The organism is Acinetobacter sp. 809848, from assembly GCF_000581275.1.
Lineage (GTDB): Bacteria > Pseudomonadota > Gammaproteobacteria > Pseudomonadales > Moraxellaceae > Acinetobacter > Acinetobacter pittii.
This window is the reverse complement of record NZ_JEXG01000018.1, coordinates 56,047-74,765: the sequence shown is the minus strand read 5'-3', so window position 1 is coordinate 74,765 and position 18,719 is coordinate 56,047. Positions and strand designations below refer to the sequence as shown.

The 18,719-nt window shown below is 41.2% G+C and carries 17 protein-coding genes and 1 pseudogene; 4 read left to right on the top strand and 14 right to left on the bottom strand.

Going from position 1 to position 18,719, the window contains the following annotated elements:
• The coding region (locus tag J536_RS15425; RefSeq protein ID WP_155758151.1) for a hypothetical protein at positions 1 to 227 on the bottom strand (227 nt) is incomplete at its 3' end.
• A gap of 262 nt (positions 228 to 489) precedes the next feature.
• Between J536_RS15425 and J536_RS15420 the strand changes: the two genes are divergently transcribed.
• Positions 490 to 1,182: a tetratricopeptide repeat protein gene (locus tag J536_RS15420; RefSeq protein WP_032063272.1), complete on the top strand. Its 693-nt coding sequence runs from the start codon at positions 490 to 492 to the stop codon at positions 1,180 to 1,182.
• 922 nt (positions 1,183 to 2,104) lie between these two features.
• On the opposite strand, the gene J536_RS15415 is transcribed toward J536_RS15420, so the two are convergent.
• Entirely contained in the window at positions 2,105 to 2,524 is a 420-nt protein-coding gene (locus J536_RS15415; RefSeq protein ID WP_032063271.1) for an NUDIX hydrolase, read from the bottom strand.
• Between the two features lie 115 nt (positions 2,525 to 2,639).
• Here J536_RS15415 and J536_RS15410 point away from each other — a divergent pair, with 115 nt between their 5' ends.
• Positions 2,640 to 2,984 carry a hypothetical protein gene (locus J536_RS15410; protein ID WP_032063270.1) on the top strand — a complete coding sequence of 115 codons (345 nt, stop codon included), beginning with the start codon at positions 2,640 to 2,642 and terminating at the stop codon, positions 2,982 to 2,984.
• Positions 2,985 to 3,223: 239 nt separating this feature from the next.
• Here J536_RS15410 and J536_RS15405 read toward each other — a convergent pair whose 3' ends face one another.
• The 8 genes from J536_RS15405 to J536_RS15375 all read right to left on the bottom strand — a co-directional run bounded on the left by J536_RS15405 (position 3,224) and on the right by J536_RS15375 (position 11,161).
• The gene (locus tag J536_RS15405) at positions 3,224 to 3,799 is read right to left on the bottom strand and encodes a DUF4126 domain-containing protein (RefSeq protein ID WP_016143989.1); all 576 of its coding nucleotides are present in this window, start codon (positions 3,797 to 3,799) and stop codon (positions 3,224 to 3,226) included.
• 123 nt (positions 3,800 to 3,922) lie between these two features.
• Complete coding sequence (locus J536_RS26015; RefSeq protein WP_001983336.1) at positions 3,923 to 4,057, bottom strand: zinc ribbon-containing protein; 135 nt, start codon at positions 4,055 to 4,057, stop codon at positions 3,923 to 3,925.
• A 322-nt stretch (positions 4,058 to 4,379) separates the two neighbouring features.
• A complete protein-coding gene (locus J536_RS15400; protein ID WP_032063268.1) occupies positions 4,380 to 5,216 on the bottom strand; it encodes an AbiJ-NTD4 domain-containing protein in 837 nt (278 codons plus the stop codon).
• Between the two features lie 29 nt (positions 5,217 to 5,245).
• Positions 5,246 to 5,464, bottom strand: coding sequence for a hypothetical protein (locus tag J536_RS15395; RefSeq protein ID WP_026056967.1), 219 nt, complete (start codon positions 5,462 to 5,464; stop codon positions 5,246 to 5,248).
• Between the two features lie 76 nt (positions 5,465 to 5,540).
• Positions 5,541 to 8,147 (bottom strand): Fe/S-dependent 2-methylisocitrate dehydratase AcnD, encoded by a 2,607-nt coding sequence (gene acnD, locus J536_RS15390; protein WP_032063267.1) that lies wholly within the window; start codon positions 8,145 to 8,147, stop codon positions 5,541 to 5,543.
• Complete coding sequence (prpC, locus tag J536_RS15385; protein WP_002120737.1) at positions 8,147 to 9,304, bottom strand: 2-methylcitrate synthase; 1,158 nt, start codon at positions 9,302 to 9,304, stop codon at positions 8,147 to 8,149. Before prpC ends, acnD begins: the two co-directional genes overlap by 1 nt.
• Before the next feature lie 269 nt (positions 9,305 to 9,573).
• A complete protein-coding gene (gene prpB, locus J536_RS15380; protein ID WP_004706036.1) occupies positions 9,574 to 10,458 on the bottom strand; it encodes a methylisocitrate lyase in 885 nt (294 codons plus the stop codon).
• Entirely contained in the window at positions 10,451 to 11,161 is a 711-nt protein-coding gene (locus J536_RS15375; RefSeq protein ID WP_014208068.1) for a GntR family transcriptional regulator, read from the bottom strand. Before J536_RS15375 ends, prpB begins: the two co-directional genes overlap by 8 nt.
• Before the next feature lie 45 nt (positions 11,162 to 11,206).
• Between J536_RS15375 and J536_RS25225 the strand changes: the two are divergent.
• Both J536_RS25225 and J536_RS15370 read left to right on the top strand, forming a co-directional pair.
• Positions 11,207 to 11,341 (top strand): annotated as a pseudogene (locus J536_RS25225) (hypothetical protein).
• Positions 11,342 to 11,676: 335 nt separating this feature from the next.
• Entirely contained in the window at positions 11,677 to 12,891 is a 1,215-nt protein-coding gene (locus J536_RS15370; protein ID WP_000486246.1) for an aromatic amino acid transaminase, read from the top strand.
• A gap of 48 nt (positions 12,892 to 12,939) precedes the next feature.
• Here the strand turns inward: J536_RS15370 and dld are convergent, their stop codons facing one another.
• The 4 genes from dld to lldP form a co-directional block, all read right to left on the bottom strand.
• Complete coding sequence (gene dld / locus J536_RS15365) at positions 12,940 to 14,646, bottom strand: D-lactate dehydrogenase (RefSeq protein ID WP_017725590.1); 1,707 nt, start codon at positions 14,644 to 14,646, stop codon at positions 12,940 to 12,942.
• 291 nt (positions 14,647 to 14,937) lie between these two features.
• Entirely contained in the window at positions 14,938 to 16,089 is a 1,152-nt protein-coding gene (gene lldD, locus J536_RS15360) for an FMN-dependent L-lactate dehydrogenase LldD (protein WP_000587290.1), read from the bottom strand.
• Positions 16,086 to 16,838 (bottom strand): transcriptional regulator LldR, encoded by a 753-nt coding sequence (gene lldR, locus J536_RS15355; protein ID WP_002120807.1) that lies wholly within the window; start codon positions 16,836 to 16,838, stop codon positions 16,086 to 16,088. The genes lldD and lldR overlap by 4 nt, the downstream gene beginning before the upstream one ends.
• Before the next feature lie 19 nt (positions 16,839 to 16,857).
• Positions 16,858 to 18,525, bottom strand: coding sequence for an L-lactate permease (lldP, locus tag J536_RS15350; protein ID WP_170814181.1), 1,668 nt, complete (start codon positions 18,523 to 18,525; stop codon positions 16,858 to 16,860).
• Positions 18,526 to 18,719: the final 194 nt, after the last annotated feature.

The window sequence follows — 18,719 nt, the reverse complement described above, 5'->3', positions numbered from 1 at the left end:
TGATCGACGGCAACCTGACAGCCAATAAATTGTTTTAATGCAATATGGGCGTTTGTCGACAGACACAGTAACTCAGCAACGCTACCTTGGTTGAGGGTATGCTCGCCCTCAATGCGTTGCAAGAAGACTTGCTGATTTAAAGACTGATTTGAGAATTGGATATGAACAACGCGATTTTGTGAAACAAGGCCTAAACGCTCCAATATACTCGACACACTCATCTGCATTTTTATTATCAATCAAACTTATATTTAGGCCGCATTTTAATTAAAAAAAGACTAATCTGTCTATCTATACTCATTTTCAAAATGTAACTAGTCTAATTATGCAGTTTTAGGTAAATTTCTTATTAAATAGGTATTTAAACCGTAAAATTTACTCATTTTAAAGTGCTATAAACCACCCAAACATAATTAATATTTTTCCTTTATATTCAAATAGATATTAAAGAAAAATAAATATTAAAATTAATAAAATTCAGGATGAGATATGAAAATAAAAAAGTCTGCTTTTTATATATTTATGGTGATTTTTTCACTTCATTCTCCAGCATTTGCTGAACCGAGTGTGGCCGATATTCAATATCGTGCAGAACAAGGGCAATCCGTTGCTCAATATCATTTGGGGATGATGCTTTTAAGCGGCGAACAAGGCGTTGTTAAAAATTATGAACAAGCGTTTAAATGGCTAACTGCGGCTGACCAAAATGGAAGCGTGGGGGCAAAATATAGTTTAGGGATGATGTATTACACAGGCACGGGCGTAGAAAAAGATGCCAAGCGCGCTTTTGATTATTTTACTAAGGCTGCGGCCAAGGACCATGCGAAAGCGCAATATAACTTAGGGGTGCTATATGACAGAGGTGAAGGAACCGCGCAAGATTATGGAAAGGCGTTTGAGTGGTTCAGTCGTGCTGCCAAGCAAGGCTATCCGCCCGCAGAATATAATTTAGCTCAGCTATATAAAAAAGGTCACGGCGTCTCACAAAGCAATGAGCAAGCCCTTAAGTGGTACACCAAAGCGGCTGAGCACAGTGAAAGCGATGCCCAATACAACTTAGCCCAGATGTATTTAAATGGTGAAGGCACGCCGAAAAACCTACAACTGGCAAAGAAATGGTTTCAGCACGCTGCCGATGCAGGCGATATTGATGCGAAAGAAATGCTTAAAAGTTTAGAATAAGGCAACCATCTCTATAATATTTTATTTATAAGATGATGAATCTCTATTATTAACAACATTACACTTATAACTTATTTTATTATTTATTTTTTCTAATTAAATATAAATATTAATTCCATTATTTTAAAAATAAATTTAGTTTTATTATTAAATCAAAAATATTTTAAATATTAAATTGACGTAATTAAAATCACCAATTATTATCTCGTTGCTGGCCACATTGCCAGTCGGTTTTGACAGACCGTTGATCCACGGCGGGTTATAGTACAATCTATAAGTCGTTAGACCCTTGCGTCCCCTTTTCTTTGCGGTAGGACGGATGGGGGACGCCCCGTGCGTGCTGGTTCCATGGATCCCAGTCTGTCAACCCCCTTTCGTTCTACCACCATAAATTAATTCGCGGTAATCTGGTGGTAGGACTCCATAAATTATAAGGAGTTGACCATGACATTTTTCAAACTTATTCCCTCTCCTGCTTAATCATTCTATTTATTTAAAATTTAGGTTTTATATTTCCTAGTTTTTAAATTTATAAATTATTTTTATTTTAAAAATTTAATTATTATATTTTCCTACATGCATAGAAGGATTAATTATTACCTAAAAATTATTTAAAACCTTAAAACTAATTATATTTTTACTCTACTCATAGATATAAATCATTATGAGAATAATATGACAATTTATAAACCTATTTTGGCTTTAAGTTTCGTTCTAGGTAGCTATCGTTTTTCAGTTTGCAAAGTCCTGTTCTCCCACGGGACTTTGTCCCTACTTTTTAGCTTCATGCAGCGGTGTGACAAAAGTAGTCTGGGCTAAGCGTTTGGCTTAGCTCTTTATCTCTGTGTTGCAATGGTTTATTACTTTAAATCAGCGCAAAAGATTAAAGCCTGTTGCAGCACAGAGGCCTAAAGATGTTTGGTTAGTTGAGCTTGTATTTAGATTTAATAAATTCAAATAATTCTTTAAAAAGAGGATGCCATTCTTCTGTTGGAGGGTTTAAAAAAGGATGCCAGAAAAAATCGAAAGTTAATCCATTATCATCTTCACAAAAATGTGACCATTTATCTTTTAAAGCCTCATGTGTACTACACACAAAAACATGCCAATCAGGCCCTGCCTCTGAAGGAATATGTTTACCTAGGTATGAATGAATTTGAGCACTCTTTATTCCAGATTCTTCATAAAGCTCACGCAAAGCGGCGTGTTCTAACTGTTCTTGATGCTCCACGGTGCCTTTAACGATTTGAATTCCTGCTAACAGATGTCTAAATACTAAAATCTCCAAGTTATTATTTATTTCCCTAAATACCACAGGAACCACTTTTTCTATTAAAGTCATGATCATTTTCTTCTTTAAATTTAAGTGGATATTATAAAACTTAGTAAAATCTCAGCAACTTTATAATCAATCAAGCTATTCTGTGCTTACATTAAATTTTTGAACATTTATTAGAATGAACTATACATGGGACGAATTTGAGCAAAGACTTAACACCTATAGAGATGTAACTATTGATCTTGCAAGAATCTTGGATGCGTATGAACTTCAAATAAAAGAACTTCTTCAACAAATCCAATTATTAACTTATGAAGATTCTCTACCTATATTTAATCAGTTATATGAAATACAGGCACATTTAGCTACTGCCAAATTCCGCTATGATCTCGAATTAAATGAAGCTTTGGATATATTTGTTTATCATTTTGATAGAGATGACAAAGAGCTTATAAGCCAATATTGGTATAAAGAATTTAAGAAAAACAAAGATATTCTTTGGCCTTTACCTCAAAATGAATAATGGCTTGTACGTTTTAACCTACAAACTTTTAGGGATTTTGCGGATTGGCGACACCCCTCTTTTTTCCTAATATGAACTCATACAGGAACAGGATGTTCCGGAACATAAAACAACAATAATAGGTTCAAGCACCAGAAGCGTGAGATACGACAGGAGTCATATCTAGTACCCAAATACGAAAAAGCCCAACAGGATGTTGGGCTTTTTTTATTGCTGTTTAAAATATGTTTAGGCTAAACCTATAGAGGACTATGTGCCTGTTCTTGCTTTTTATGGCGTATCCAACGTACCGCTAAAATAACCGCAATCAGCACCACTACCGCAACAAGCGCCGGAACTAACAAAGCTGAAACCGAAAGTAAAATTGCTCCAATCCACTCCCCTGTAGCAACAACAAAATTCCCTAAGCCGCCTGTGGTTGCAGTTGAAACACCACGTGCAGCGACTGTACTCATTTGCACCACGCCTGCCGTACCACCTCCCACAATAATCGCTGCCGCCCAACTGGCAAACTGAGACATTTCTCCGCTGCTAACCGCCATTGTCGCTAATGTACCCGCAATCATCGCCGCAGGAGTCGCGACTGTGTCTAAGGCATTATCGACCCACGGAATATAGTAAGCTGCAACTTCACACACCGTTGCCACACCTAAAGCTAAACACACCGATGGCAGAGCTAACCATTCAAAGCCTTTTGATGGCTCGAACCATCCCATCATGGTTGCAATGCTCATAACCAGTAGCGGCACAAACACGCGAAAACCGCAGGCAGCACTCAGCCCCACGCCAATACATAAACCCAATATTGTTTCCATAACGGTTTCCTTTTCATGCCCATCACGGGTCTTGTTATGTAAGTCTTATTTTTAAATTAACAAAAAAGCCCCATCAGGTGACAGGGCTTTTTGTTAAATGCGAACGCAAATATTATTTCATTCTTAACGTTTAAATTGCGTGCAGTAGCATTTCGTGCAAGGTGGTAAAGGGTCGGTATTAATTTCTAAAAACACTCTATGTCCGCACTGAGCACAGAAGTAGAAGCCTGTTCCGGGTTTTTCGCCAGCTGTTACCATGATTACATTCCTATAATCGTATATATATTAAACAGGAATATAACCCACTTAAAGTGAATGTCAATTGTCCATTTCGCCCGATGATGATGGCATAAATGCAAAAAATGTTATTTGTACGATTTATCTTACATAGATTTAGGGATTTAGCGGATTGATTATCCTCTGCTTTTTTTCTAATATGAACTCATACAGGAATAGGATGTTCCGGAACACAAAACAACAATAATAGGTTCATACATCAGGATCGTGAGATACGACAGGAGTCATATCTAGCAACCAAATACGAAAAAGCCCAACAGGATGTCGGGCTTTTTTTATATTCTTATTTTTCACTTATCTTTCCAATCACATAATTTATAAATGCGCTACAAGAAACAAGCATGTATTTTGCATCACTATAACTAATGGTAGATTCATCCAAAAGTGCATGCCTAATTCCATCTGAATCACTTGTATATCCATATAAGCTTGTCAGAGCTTTCTTAAAAGCGGGATGTAAAGAATGACTTTTTTCAATAATATTTAGCGATGCTCCTAATGTAGCTTTTGGATTATCAGATAAAGTTACACATAAAGCTTCTACTGCACTAATAGATTCTTTAACCGAGTTTCTATAATCAGGTTTTTTTCTATCTGTTAATAAACTTAATGCTGCTTTCAAATGTATTTCTGTACCCGAAAATTTATTAGAAGAGTTAATTGCCGTTTCAATTGACTCAATCTCTTGTTCATCTGTTATGTCTGTTAATTGCTCATCAACAAATCTATATGCTGACAGTTCTTTTTCAAGAATATGATTCACAAATTTAATAAAATTATCCTGAAGATGAATTGGACAATTTTGGGCAGTAAACTCTATAAAATCATACAATTCAAACCATGAGTAAGCGAAAAATCTTTTTCTAATTGCTTCTTTAGCAATATCAAAATCTAGAGGCATATAATCTAGAGGAAGTTTAAAAAAATTATGCCAATAACTTACAAGTAGAGTAAATAAATTCGATGTTCTAAATGTTTTACTGTAATGATAACCATCATATTTTGCCCAAATCGTTAAATGTAAGGCATTCCATAAACCATTTTTTAAATCATCATCTATAGATTCTCTCTGGATTTCGATTCTTATTGGACTAAGACCTTTTCTTTTCGAAAATAACATTCTTTTTACCCCAGATTATTTTTATATCCTTAATCGTATAAGTTTTTTACATTTCTCATGATATAAGAATTTAGTCCATTACCACTCTTAGCTAATATTTTCATTTTTTCGACATGCAGTTGGCCTGCTTTATAATAGCTGTACTGATAAATTTTAATGGTTTTATCAAACTTTACCCTTATATATGTATCACCAATTTCATATGAAAAAACGCCAGAATCACCATCTAAATCTAAATATCTTTCCATTCTTGTTCTCAACAAAAAACCCCATCATCAAGATAGGGCTTTTTTTGAACAATATCAATAATGTTTAACTAAAGTATCAAGCCACTTGGCCTTCTAAAAAGTCTTGCGCAAAACGCTGTAATACACCGCCCGCTTCATATACAGAAACTTCTTCTTCTGTATCTAAACGGCAAGTCACAGGCACTTCAACAATCTCTTCTTTACCATCTGCTGTGGCACGTTCAATCACTAAAGTTAAAGTCGAGCGCGGTGCAATATTACCAATCACGCTATAAAGCTCTGTACCATCTAGCTTTAAAGTCTTGCGGTTTACACCCGGTTTAAACTCGAGTGGTAACACGCCCATACCCACCAAGTTGGTACGGTGAATACGCTCAAAACCTTCTGCCACAATCGCTTCAACACCCGCCAGGCGTACACCTTTTGCAGCCCAGTCACGGCTTGAACCCTGACCGTAGTCAGCACCCGCGATAATAATTAACGGTTGCTTACGGTTCATGTAGGTTTCAATCGCTTCCCACATACGCATCACTTCGCCTTCAGGCTCTACACGCGCTTTTGAACCTTGCTTAATGGTACCGTCTGAACGAACCACCATTTCGTTATAAAGTTTCGGGTTTGCAAATGTCGCACGTTGTGCAGTCAAGTGGTCACCACGGTGCGTTGCGTATGAGTTGAAGTCTTCTTCTGGTACGCCCATTTTGTGAAGGTATTCACCCGCAGCCGAGTCCATCAAAATCGCGTTTGAAGGCGACAAATGGTCGGTAGTAATGTTGTCACCCAAAATCGCAAGCGGACGCATGTTCGCCAAAGTACGTGGTGCAGCCAACGCCCCTTCCCAATATGGTGGACGGCGGATGTAAGTACTTTGCGGACGCCAATCGTAAAGCGGGCTTTTCGCTTGCTCAACTTCGCCCAAGTCAAACATTGGAATGTAGACTTTACGGAACTGTTCAGGCTTCACAGCTTCTTTAACTAAGGCATCAATTTCAGCGTCAGATGGCCAGATGTCTTTGAGGTAAATCGGGTTATCTTCTTTGTCATGACCTAACGCATCTTTTTCGATGTCAAAACGAATCGTACCCGCAATTGCATACGCTACGACAAGCGGTGGAGATGCCAAGAAAGCTTGTTTTGCATATGGATGAATACGGCCATCGAAGTTACGGTTACCAGAGAGTACTGCTGTTGCGTACAAGTCACGGTCAATAATTTCTTGTTGAATGACTGGATCTAACGCGCCCGACATACCGTTACACGTCGTACATGCATACGCCACGATACCAAAACCAAGTTTCTCTAGGTCTTTAAGTACGCCAGCTTCTTCAAGGTAAAGCGCAGCCGCTTTTGAACCCGGTGCAAATGATGATTTCACCCAAGGTTTACGAACCAAACCAAGTTCATTTGCCTTACGTGCCAACAAACCTGCCGCCACGGTGTTACGTGGGTTAGAGGTGTTGGTACATGAAGTAATTGCAGCAATAATGATTGCGCCATCTGGCATTAAGCCATCAGAGCGGTTTTCAACAACGCCCGCAATGCCTTTTTCTTTAAGGTCAGCAGTTGAAACACGTGCATGTGGATTTGATGGACCCGCGATGTTACGGGTTACTTTTGATAGGTCAAAACGTAGTACACGTGGGTACTCTGCTTTGGTCATGTCAGATGCCCAAAGGCCGATTTCTTTTGCGTACTGTTCAACCAATGCCACTTGAGCATCTTCACGGCCTGTTAGGCGTAAGTAGTCAATCGTGTTTTGGTCAATGTAGAACATCGCAGCCGTAGCGCCATATTCTGGAGTCATGTTCGAAATGGTTGCACGGTCGCCAACAGACATGCTGTCAGCACCTTCACCAAAGAACTCAAGGTATGCACCGACTACACGCTCTTTACGCAAGAATTCAGTTAAAGCAAGTACGATATCTGTTGCTGTAATGCCTGCCTGACGCTGACCTACAAACTCAACACCAATAATGTCTGGCAGACGCATCCAAGATGCACGGCCCAACATTACGTTTTCAGCTTCTAAGCCCCCAACACCGACAGAAATTACGCCCAAAGCGTCTGTATGTGGCGTGTGTGAGTCTGTACCGACACATGTGTCTGGGAATGCCACACCATCACGCGCCTGAATTACTGGAGACATTTTCTCTAGGTTAATCTGGTGCATAATGCCGTTCCCCGCAGGGATTACATCGACATTTTTAAATGCGGTTTTAGTCCACTCAATAAAGTGGAAACGGTCTTCGTTACGGCGGTCTTCAACAGCACGGTTTTTTGCAAAAGCGTCTGGGTCAGCACCACCGTATTCCACTGCTAAAGAGTGGTCAACAATGAGCTGAGTCGGCACAACTGGGTTGACTTTAGATGGGTCACCGCCTTTGTCAGCAATCGCATCACGTAAACCTGCAAGGTCAACCAATGCAGTTTGACCCAAAATGTCATGACACACCACGCGCGCAGGGTACCAAGGAAAGTCCAAGTCCTGACGGCGTTCAATTAACTGCGTTAAATAAGCAGTTAAGTTCTCGGCATCGGCACGGCGTACCAATTGCTCTGCGAGTACTTTAGAGGTGTAAGGCAGTTTTTCGTATGCGCCTGGCTGAATATCTTCAACGGCTTGACGCACGTCGTAATATTCAAGCTGGGTACCTGCCAGCGGTTTACGGTATTTTGTGTTCATTAACCACGCTCCGCCAATGGTTTAAATTCAAGATTTTCAGGGCCTGTGTAGTTCGCGCTTGGACGAATGATTTTGCCGTCTTGGCGTTGTTCAATCACGTGTGCTGACCAACCTGCTGTACGTGCAATCACAAATAACGGCGTGAACATTGCAGTTGGAACACCCATTAAGTGATAGCTCACCGCACTGAACCAGTCGAGGTTCGGGAACATGTTTTTCACTTCTTTCATCACTGCTTCTAAACGCTCAGCGATGAGGTACATTTTGGTGTTCTCTTGTGCTTGTGCCAAGTCGTGCGCAACTTTCTTGATCACTTCGTTACGTGGGTCAGAAACTGTATAGACAGGGTGACCAAAACCGATCACAACTTCTTTATTTTCAACACGTTTACGGATGTCAGCTTCTGCTTCATCTGCGTTGTCGTAACGTTGTTGAATCACGAATGCAACTTCGTTTGCACCACCGTGCTTAGGTCCGCGAAGTGCACCAATACCGCCTGTAATTGCCGAGTACATGTCAGAACCTGTACCTGCAACCACACGTGAGGTAAATGTAGATGCGTTGAACTCGTGCTCAGCATACAAAATAAGAGAGGTATGCATTGCTTGAATCCATTCTTCAGATGGTTTTTCGCCATGAAGTAAATGTAAGAAATGCGCTGCAATTGAGTCGTCATCTGTTTCAACTTCAATACGACGACCGTTGTTGCTGAAGTGGTACCAATAAAGCAGCATTGAGCCTAGGCTTGCCATTAATTTATCAGCAATGTCTTTTGCGCCCGCTTCGTTGTGGTCTTCATGTTCTGGTGTTAAACAACCTAGCACTGACACACCTGTACGCATCACATCCATTGGGTGTGCAGACGGTGGTAATTGTTCAAGTGCAGTTTTAAGTGCTGCAGGTAAGCCACGAAGTGCTTTTAATTTTGCTTTATACGCTTTGAGTTCAGCTTTGTTTGGTAATTTGCCATGTACGAGCAAGTGAGCAACTTCTTCAAACTGGCTACCCGCTGCAAGGTCAAGAATGTCATAGCCACGATAGTGCAAGTCGTTACCGCTACGTCCTACGGTACAAAGTGCTGTGTTGCCTGCAACTTGTCCACTAAGTGCAACTGATTTTTTTGGTTTGAAGCCTGTTGTTGTTTCATTTGAGCTCATAAGATTGTCCTTTCCTATCTATCTGAATTTATTTATTAAGCACGACGGAGTCGTACCATTTTCACTTCTTATTTCAGGATTAACCTTCAGTTTGACCTACTTTTCTTTCGGGAAAAGTAGGCAAAACCATTGTCATCTGCAAAACTCGTCCACAACCATCGAATATCCTATCTATCGCAGAACTATTTTTAAAAAATGTAGTCCTGTCTCAAACAGTTGCATATGACGTCTCCGAGTATCAGATTCCAATTAATCAACTTTTTAATTTATTACTTCTTTTTAGCAAATGCGTTGTCTAAGTAGTCTTCAAACGCGTAGTAGTTAATGCGTTCATATAGTTCTTTACGCGTTTGCATAATATCAACCACGTTCTTTTGCGTGCCTTCTTTACGCAAGGTTTCATACACAGTTTCGGCTGCTTTGTTCATAGCACGGAAAGCAGAAAGCGGATAAAGCGCAAGGCTTACATCGGCAGATGCTAACTCTTCAGTAGTAAACAGTGGCGTAGAACCAAACTCGGTAATGTTTGCCAAAATTGGTGCGCCAGTCTTCTGAGCAAATTGCTTGTACATATCAAGCTCGGTAATTGCTTCAGGGAATAGCATGTCTGCGCCCGCTTCAATATAGGCACCCGCACGGTCAATGGCAGCTTGTAAGCCATCTACAGCCAATGCATCGGTACGCGCCATAATCACGAAGCTGTCATCACCACGCGCATCAACCGCTGCTTTAATACGGTCAACCATTTCTTCTTGAGTCACAATGGCTTTGTTCGGGCGGTGTCCACAACGTTTTGCGCCTACTTGGTCTTCAATGTGCATTGCCGCAGCACCAAATTTGATCAGTGCTTTTGTAGTACGCGCAATATTAAATGCAGAAGCACCAAAACCTGTGTCCGCATCGACCAATAGTGGAAGATCACATACATCGGTAATACGGCGTACATCGGTCAACACATCATCAAGGTTACTAATTCCCAAATCAGGTAAGCCTAAAGAACCAGCGGCTACACCACCACCTGATAAGTAAATCGCTTTATAACCTGCACGTTTTGCCAAAAGTGCATGATTGGCATTGATGGTTCCAACCACTTGTAATGGCTTTTCTTGGGCTACTGCATCGCGAAATAGCTGACCTGCGGATTGTTTAGCCATTGTTATGTTCTCCTTGTGCTTGTAGCAGTGTTTGCTCAATAATTTTATAAGAAGCATTGATATGTCGATGCATGAGCAGCTCAGCAAGTTCACCATCGCCTTCTGCAATTGCATCTAAAATACGGATATGTTCGTCCCAAGCTTTGCTCGGTCGATCGGGTGTGTTTGAAAACTGAATTCGGTACATACGGATGAGGTGATAAAGCTCATCACATAGCATTTTTTCTAGCGTTTTATTGCCACTACTTTTGATAATGCAGTAGTGAAAATCGTCCTGCCCTTCTTGCAAGTAATATCCCTTACCTGCTTTAAAGTTTTCATCTTCAGCATGCATACGTAAAACATCACGCAGCGCCAAAATTTGCTTTTTATCAATATGCTGAGCAGCAAGTTTGCAGGCCAAACCTTCTAAAGACGCACGAATCTGGTAAAGCTCTTTAAACTGTTGCAGTGAGAGCGAAACCACGCGCGCGCCCACATGAGCTGTGCGCTCAACCAAACGTTGACCTTCAAGGCGATGAATTGCTTCACGCAAAGGCCCACGACTAATACCATAAGTGCGTGCCAGTTCAGGCTCGGAAATCTTGCTGCCTGCCGGAATTTGACCCAAAACAATCGCCGTCTGTATTTGTTTAAATACATTCTCAGTCAGTGTTCTTCCCTGACTTTGTAGTGGCTCTGGTGCGTAGGTCAAATCTTGCATATTGTCGACAATTTTTAATCAATTATGAGTTTTATAGCGGTATGAATGAAAAAAATCAAGGTGATTGTTGACACTTTACAGAACGCATCAGGTCAATTTTTATAGTATGACCTGTTATCTCACCTTACATTTAAACCATTAAACCACTCTCTAATTAATACATATAAAACAGTTACTTAATATTAATTTACCTATAGATTTATGGCACTTTTTTAGTTGCTTTTCGGTCTCTAATCTTTTGTTTCAAACTTTAGTCTACAACCAATGTATTACAGCAAGATTGTAGACAATCTGCTTGAATGAAAGCATGAGTTATAAATTAGTATCTATTTACCGTAATTTCTTTTAAATCTTTTTATCATTTTCATCCAGAAAATATCGATATTAGTGAAATTATCAGGTGCTTCACGGTAGCTTTATTGATACATTATTGAGCATCGACATAGTTGTGGCGTATTTTTCGAGACAGAAAAAACCCAGCACTATGCATATTGTTGAATGAAAGGACTTTTTTGATGTTTCAACATATCCCCCCATACGCAGGCGATCCAATTCTCTCTTTAATGGAACAGTTCAATGCTGATACTCGTTCTGAAAAAGTAAACTTGAGTATTGGTCTTTATTATAACGAAGACAGCATTGTTCCTCAGTTAGAAACCATTATCGAGGCGCAAAAGCGTATTGAGCCTAAGAACGGTAAAACCAAACTTTATTTGCCAATGGAAGGCTTCAAACCTTACCGTGAAGCAATTCAAGCACTTTTATTTGGTGCAAACAGCCCAGCAGTTAAAGCTGGCCGTGCTGTAACCATCCAAACGCTTGGTGGTTCAGGTGCATTGAAAGTTGGTGCAGATTTCTTAAAAACTTATTTCCCAAATTCAGACGTTTGGGTAAGCCAACCAACTTGGGATAACCACGTTGCGATTTTCAATGGCGCTGGCATCAAAACTCATTTCTACCCATATTTCGATGCAGAAACGCGTGGTGTAGATTTTGACGGTATGTTGTCTACACTTAAAACTTTGCCTGAGCAAAGCATTGTGTTGTTACACCCATGCTGCCATAACCCAACGGGTGCTGACTTAAACCCAGCGCAGTGGGACCAAGTGATTGCAGTATTAAAAGATCGTAACCTTATTCCATTCCTAGACATCGCTTACCAAGGTTTTGGTGACGGTATGGAAGAAGATGCGTATGCAATCCGTGCCTTAGACCAAGCGGGTCTAAACTTCATCGTGAGCAACTCGTTCTCTAAAATCTTCTCTTTATATGGCGAACGCGTTGGTGGCTTAACTTTCGTATGTGACGATGCAGAAGCTGCTCAGTGCACATTCGGTCAGTTAAAAGCGACTGTACGCCGTATTTACTCTAGCCCTCCTACAACAGGTGCTTGGCTAGTTGATGAAGTGTTAAATGACGCTGAACTTAACCAACAATGGCAAGGTGAAGTGAAAGAGATGCGTGAGCGTATTATCAAAATGCGTAGCATCTTGAAAGACGAACTCACTAAAGCATTACCAGACCGTGACTTTAGCTACCTTGTAAACCAAAAAGGTATGTTTAGCTACACAGGTCTAACTGCTGAGCAAGTAGATATCTTGCGTGAAGAATATGCAATCTACTTAGTACGTAGTGGCCGTATTTGTGTAGCAGGTTTAAACATGAACAATGTTTACACTGTTGCTAAAGCGATGGCTGAAGTGCTTGCTAAATCAGTAGAAGCAGCATAAATCATCTATTAAAAAAGGCGCTTCGGCGCCTTTTTTTATGTCTCGATATTACGATTTAGCCTTGCCCCAATATTTCAGTTTTGAGGTATGTCCAATCCCCACATTAAAGCTATTGGTTGGGTCGAGTTTTTGATAAAAGTTGGCTAAGGCAGGCTTGGCAATATAAAGATGCCCGACATTATGCTCTGCCGGATATTCAGCACGGCGCGCGTCCAACAATTTCCACATTTGATGTTCCATTTCTAAAGGGTCATTACCCTTTTTAAGAATATAGTCCTGATGGAAAACATGACAAAAGAAATGCCCATAATAGAGTTTATGGATGATTTTCTTTTCCATCTCGGCTGGCAGTTGCTCTACCCATTCGCGGTCATTACGACGTAGAGCAATATCAAGCGCTACAATATCTTCAACTTCACTACGGTGCGTATCGCGATAACGAATTGCAGCTCCTGCAATCGCAAAACGGTGTAAGAATGCCTTTCGACCTTCCTCTTCACTACATACGAAATAGTTACCTGACTGATGCACAGTAAAATATTCTTTTAAAAACTGCTCTGTCTGTGCTTTCGAATTATTTTCGACACGTAAAACCAAATGGTGCTCATAACGGTCTCGATACTCGGTCATACGTTTAGGCAAATGACTCGGTAAAAAGAAGGTAATCGCCTGTAAAATCTGGTCTGTTAAGCCTTTAATTTTAAATTTTTCTAAAAAGCCATCAACTTTGTCTTTCATCGCGAAAGCTTTTGGAACATTGGCTGTACCAAACTTTTCAATAAATAAGAAAGTGTCTTTTCCGTACTTTTCACCAATCAAGTAAGCGTCACGGTGAATATATTCGCCTGCAATCGGTAGGCTTGGCAGAGAGGTCAGTAAGTAACGACGAATGGCCGTTAAATCATCAGCATCATTACTACCAATATAAAAAACACTGCTCTCTACTTTTTCATAGGTATCAAGGCGTACAGCAAACACACAGACTTTACCTGCCGAACCTGATGCTTCAAACAATCGTGACGGGTCTGCATTAAAACGAGCAGGCGTATCTTCATCGACCTGAGTCACGTCGTGCGCATAGCGATGATCTGATGCCTGCTTTTCACTATCATCTAAAATATCTACGGCTTGGTATTGCTGCTTCTCTAAACGAGTCAAAATTTCTTCGGGTGTCGAGCCTAAATTTACGCCTAAATGGTTCACCAGTTCTAATTGACCAGCAGAGTTCACGTGAGCATATAACGCCAGTTCGGTATACGCGGGACCACGGCGTACCAAGGCACCACCAGAGTTATTACATACACCACCGAGTACCGAAGCACCAATACAAGATGAACCAATCACCGAATGTGGTTCACGATTATAGCCTTTTAAAATTTGCTCTAAATTATCTAAGGTCGCACCCGGTAAGCAGATCACTTGCTTGCCATCATGGATGACTTGAATACCCTTTAATCGGCGTGTACTCATGACCAAAACAGGACGGTCATAATCATCACCATACGGAGTTGAACCACCGGTGAGTCCTGTATTTGCTGCCTGCATAATCACAATACAGTCCGCCTCAATTGCAGCCTGCAACACTTGCCATTGCTCTAGCAATGTGCCCGGCACCACCACAGCCAGCACTTTCCCCTCACCAAAACGGCGACCTTGGCGGTACTGACGCGTACTTTGGTCATCGGTCAAAACATAAGAACGCCCTACAATATTTTGTAAGCGTTCGATCACTGCTTGAGGAGAAAATGTTTGCATGATGGTTTCCTTTTGGTCATCCATTTATCAAATTAGACCAACACGACGGGATCTTACCGTTTGTAATTTATAATTTAATTAGCTCATTCTCTAATGTGAATCAGCCCTATATTTACTATCGTGGTGGCGGCATGGATGCCGCCTGTTGAGCAACCGTACAAGGAAGTACGGTTTGCTCAACAAAAGGTTTTTGGTTACTTTTGACCTTTCAAAAGTGACAAATGCCTATACGTAAAACATCAGCAAATCACCAAATTTTGAGGCTGTGCTTATTGCTTTACTTACCATGTCTTAAAGTCCTTGTTTAATCGCCTGTACTAAACAATCCGCATTAATATCCGAAATCGACTTAGCACCCGTGAGCGTCATCGCAACACGCATTTCCTTATCAATTAAATCAAGTAAGTTCGACACACCTTGTCCACCTGCTGCAGCCAAGGCATAAACAAACGCACGGCCAAGTAAAACCGTATCCGCACCAAGCGCCAACATGCGCACCACGTCTAAACCATTACGAATACCTGAGTCAGCCAAAATTGCTAAGTCACCTTTGACTGCATCAGCAATTGCAGGCAATGCACGAGCAGAAGACATCACGCCATCTAACTGACGACCACCGTGATTCGATACCACAATGCCATCTGCACCAAAACGCACAGCATCTTTGGCATCTTCAGGATCTAAAATACCTTTAATCACCATTGGGCCATCCCAAAACTCACGAATCCACTCAAGGTCTTTCCATGAAATGGATGGGTCAAAGTTCGAGCCTAACCAACCAATATAATCTTCAAGCCCAGTCGGTTTGCCTAAATATTTAGAGATATTACCCAAGTCGTGCGGACGACCCATTAAGCCCACATTCCATGACCAGTGCGGATGAAACACTGACTGCATATAACGGCGCATCGCAGCATTTGGCCCACTCATACCCGAATGGGCATCACGGTAACGCGCACCCGGCACAGGCATATCTACAGTAAACACCAGTGTTGAGCAGCCTGCCGCTTTTGCACGTTCCAAAGCATTACGCATAAAACCACGGTCACGTAATACATAAAGCTGGAACCACATTGGACGATTAATTGCAGGTGCAACTTCTTCAATCGGACAAACAGAAACCGTTGAAAGCGTAAATGGAATGCCCTTTTTGTCGGCTGCCATCGCTGCCTGCACTTCACCACGGCGTGCATACATACCTGTTAAACCTACAGGCGCCAAAGCAACTGGCATCGACAGCGTTTCATTAAACAGTTTTGTCTCTAAACTTAACGCGGACATGTCATTCAGCACACGTTGACGCAATGCAATTTCTGACAAATCTTGTACGTTACGCTTTAAGGTATATTCTGAATACGCTCCACCATCAATGTAATGAAATAAAAATGGTGGTAAGCGACGTTGTGCCGCAGCACGATAATCATTGCCAGAAGAAATAATCATTTTGAATCAACTCTATTTAAACGATTTGCACGTTTCTGGCGAGCTTCATCTTCATCCAGAGAACGCACATGATTAATCACAAATTCAATATGACCGCAGACAGCTTGGCGTGCGGCCTCGGGATCTTTACGATCAATAGCATCCATTACCTGAAAATGCTGCTCGCTCAGCAAGTCACCATTTACGGGGTCGTTATAAACTTTTTTACGTCCTAACAAGACGTTGTATTGCAGCAAATCGAACAGACTACGCATCATTTGGATCAGCACCACATTGTGAGATGCTTCAGCAATCGCTAAATGGAATTCAGCATCGGCCACCGCAGCCTGCGCCGAGTCACCCGCATTTTGATGTCGGCTAATTTCATTAAAATAATGATGAATTTTGGCGCGATCTTCAGGCGTTGAGCGTAATGCGGCATACCAAGCAGTGCCACCCTCAAGTAATAACCGCGCCTCTTGCACATCAAAACGGTAGAGTGGATCTTCTTCAATCAGGTTGCTAATCGGGTTGACAATCAGTTGCTGTGGCCACTGTTCAGGTAACTGCTGAATATAAGTCCCATCGCCACGGCGGCTACTGAGTACCCCTTGACTATTGAGCTGTTGAATTGCTTCACGCAAAGACGGACGAGAAACTCCTAAGCTAGTTGCAAGCTGGCGTTCGGCAGGCAAACGGTCACCTTTTTTCATGTGACGCTCTTCAATTAATGCCTGCAATTTCATGACCACTTGATCGGAGATTCTCATCGCGTTTCCTTCACTGGAGTTATGGAATCATCCACGGAACAAGATAAGCCTGAACCGTAATAATGATGCCAACAAAGACAGTGAATATGATGCTATGTTTTACCGTGAAACGGAACAAGTCAGACTCTTTTCCAACTAAGCCCACCGCTGCACAAGCAATGGCAATCGACTGCGGAGAAATCATTTTACCTGTTACACCACCGCTGGTATTAGCAGCCACCAATAACACTTCCGGAATACCAATTTGCTGCGCTGTAGTTGCCTGTAATGCCGAGAACAAAGCGTTTGAAGAGGTATCTGAACCCGTAAGGAATACACCAAGCCAGCCCAAAAATGGCGAGAAGAAAGTAAACGCATGACCCGTATGCGATAGAGCCAAAGCCAAAGTTGCAGATAAACCTGAATAGTTCGCAATAAAAGCAAACGCTAAGACCATACCAATGGAGTAAATCGGTGTTTTCAACTCATTGAGTGTTTCACCAAAGGTTGTAAGTGCCTCACTTGCTTTCATTTTTAAGAAAATAGCAGTGATGATTGCGGCAATAAAAATTGCAGTACCTGTTGCAGAGAACCAGTCAAACTTATAAATCGCTTCATATGGTTTCATCTCTGCCACAATTGGCGGCATTTTTTCGACCAATTTATGCAAATATGGTACTTCAAGTTTAAAAATCCAATGTTCAAGAGCACCATCTTTTGCAAATAATGCTTTAAATGGCTTAACACTCCAGATCGTCACCATCACGGTTAAGATTGCAAATGGAGACCATGCCTTCACAATTTTGCCAATGCTATAACGTTGAACTGTAGTAGGTTGCTGAGTCAAAGTTTGCCCAGCTTCAGGTTCAAAACGGAAAATATGTTTTGGTTTCCAAACACGGAATAACAAAGTCAGGCTGACCAAAGACGCAATTGCTGCGGTAATGTCTGGTAACTCAGGACCAATGAAGTTAGATGTAAGATACTGGGCAATCGCAAAAGCGCCACCACCGACTAACACCGCAGGCCAAGTTTCTTTAACACCACGCCAGCCATCCATAATCGCCATAATCCAAAACAGCACAATAATGACTAAAAATGGCAACTGACGACCAACCATCTGGCTAATTTCCATAGTGTCTACGCCTGACACCTGCCCCGCCACAATAATTGGAATACCCATTGCACCAAAAGCCACTGGCGCTGTATTTACAATCAAGCATAAACCAGCAGCGTAAAGTGGCTTAAAGCCTAAACCTACAAGGAGTGCAGCGGTAATTGCTACAGGAGCACCAAAACCCGCTGCTCCTTCAAGGAAAGTACCAAATGCAAAACCAACCAATAACATTTGTAGACGTTGGTCTTCGGTAATTGACAAAATACTTGAACGAATAACTTCAAACTGGCCTGTTTTTACCGAAATTTTGTATAGAAAAACTGCCCCAATAATGATCCATGAAATTGGCCATAGACCGTAGAAGAAACCGTAAATGATTGACGCAAAGGCCATTTGGCCCGGCATTTGATAGAAAAAGAGCGCAATCAATAATGCAATAATGACTGTGCCCGTACCCGCGATACTGCCTTTTAAACGAAAAACTGCTAATGCTAAAAAGAAGAAAATAATCGGGATTAATGCAACCGCACTGGACAGCCAAATATTATTTAAAGGGTCATAAAGTTGTTGCCACATATTGAGCATTGTCATCTCCTTGAAATGCCGGGGCGAATTTTTGTACCTTAAATTCTTAAACATTCAACACAATTGGTATGACCAATTAAAAATTAAGTGCAAATGTTGTTCCTTAAACCACAGGAGACATCATAAATGCAGATATTAGCAAGATCAATCATTAAATAGTCACCATAATTGGTAAGACCAATAGTACTAAGTAAAATCAA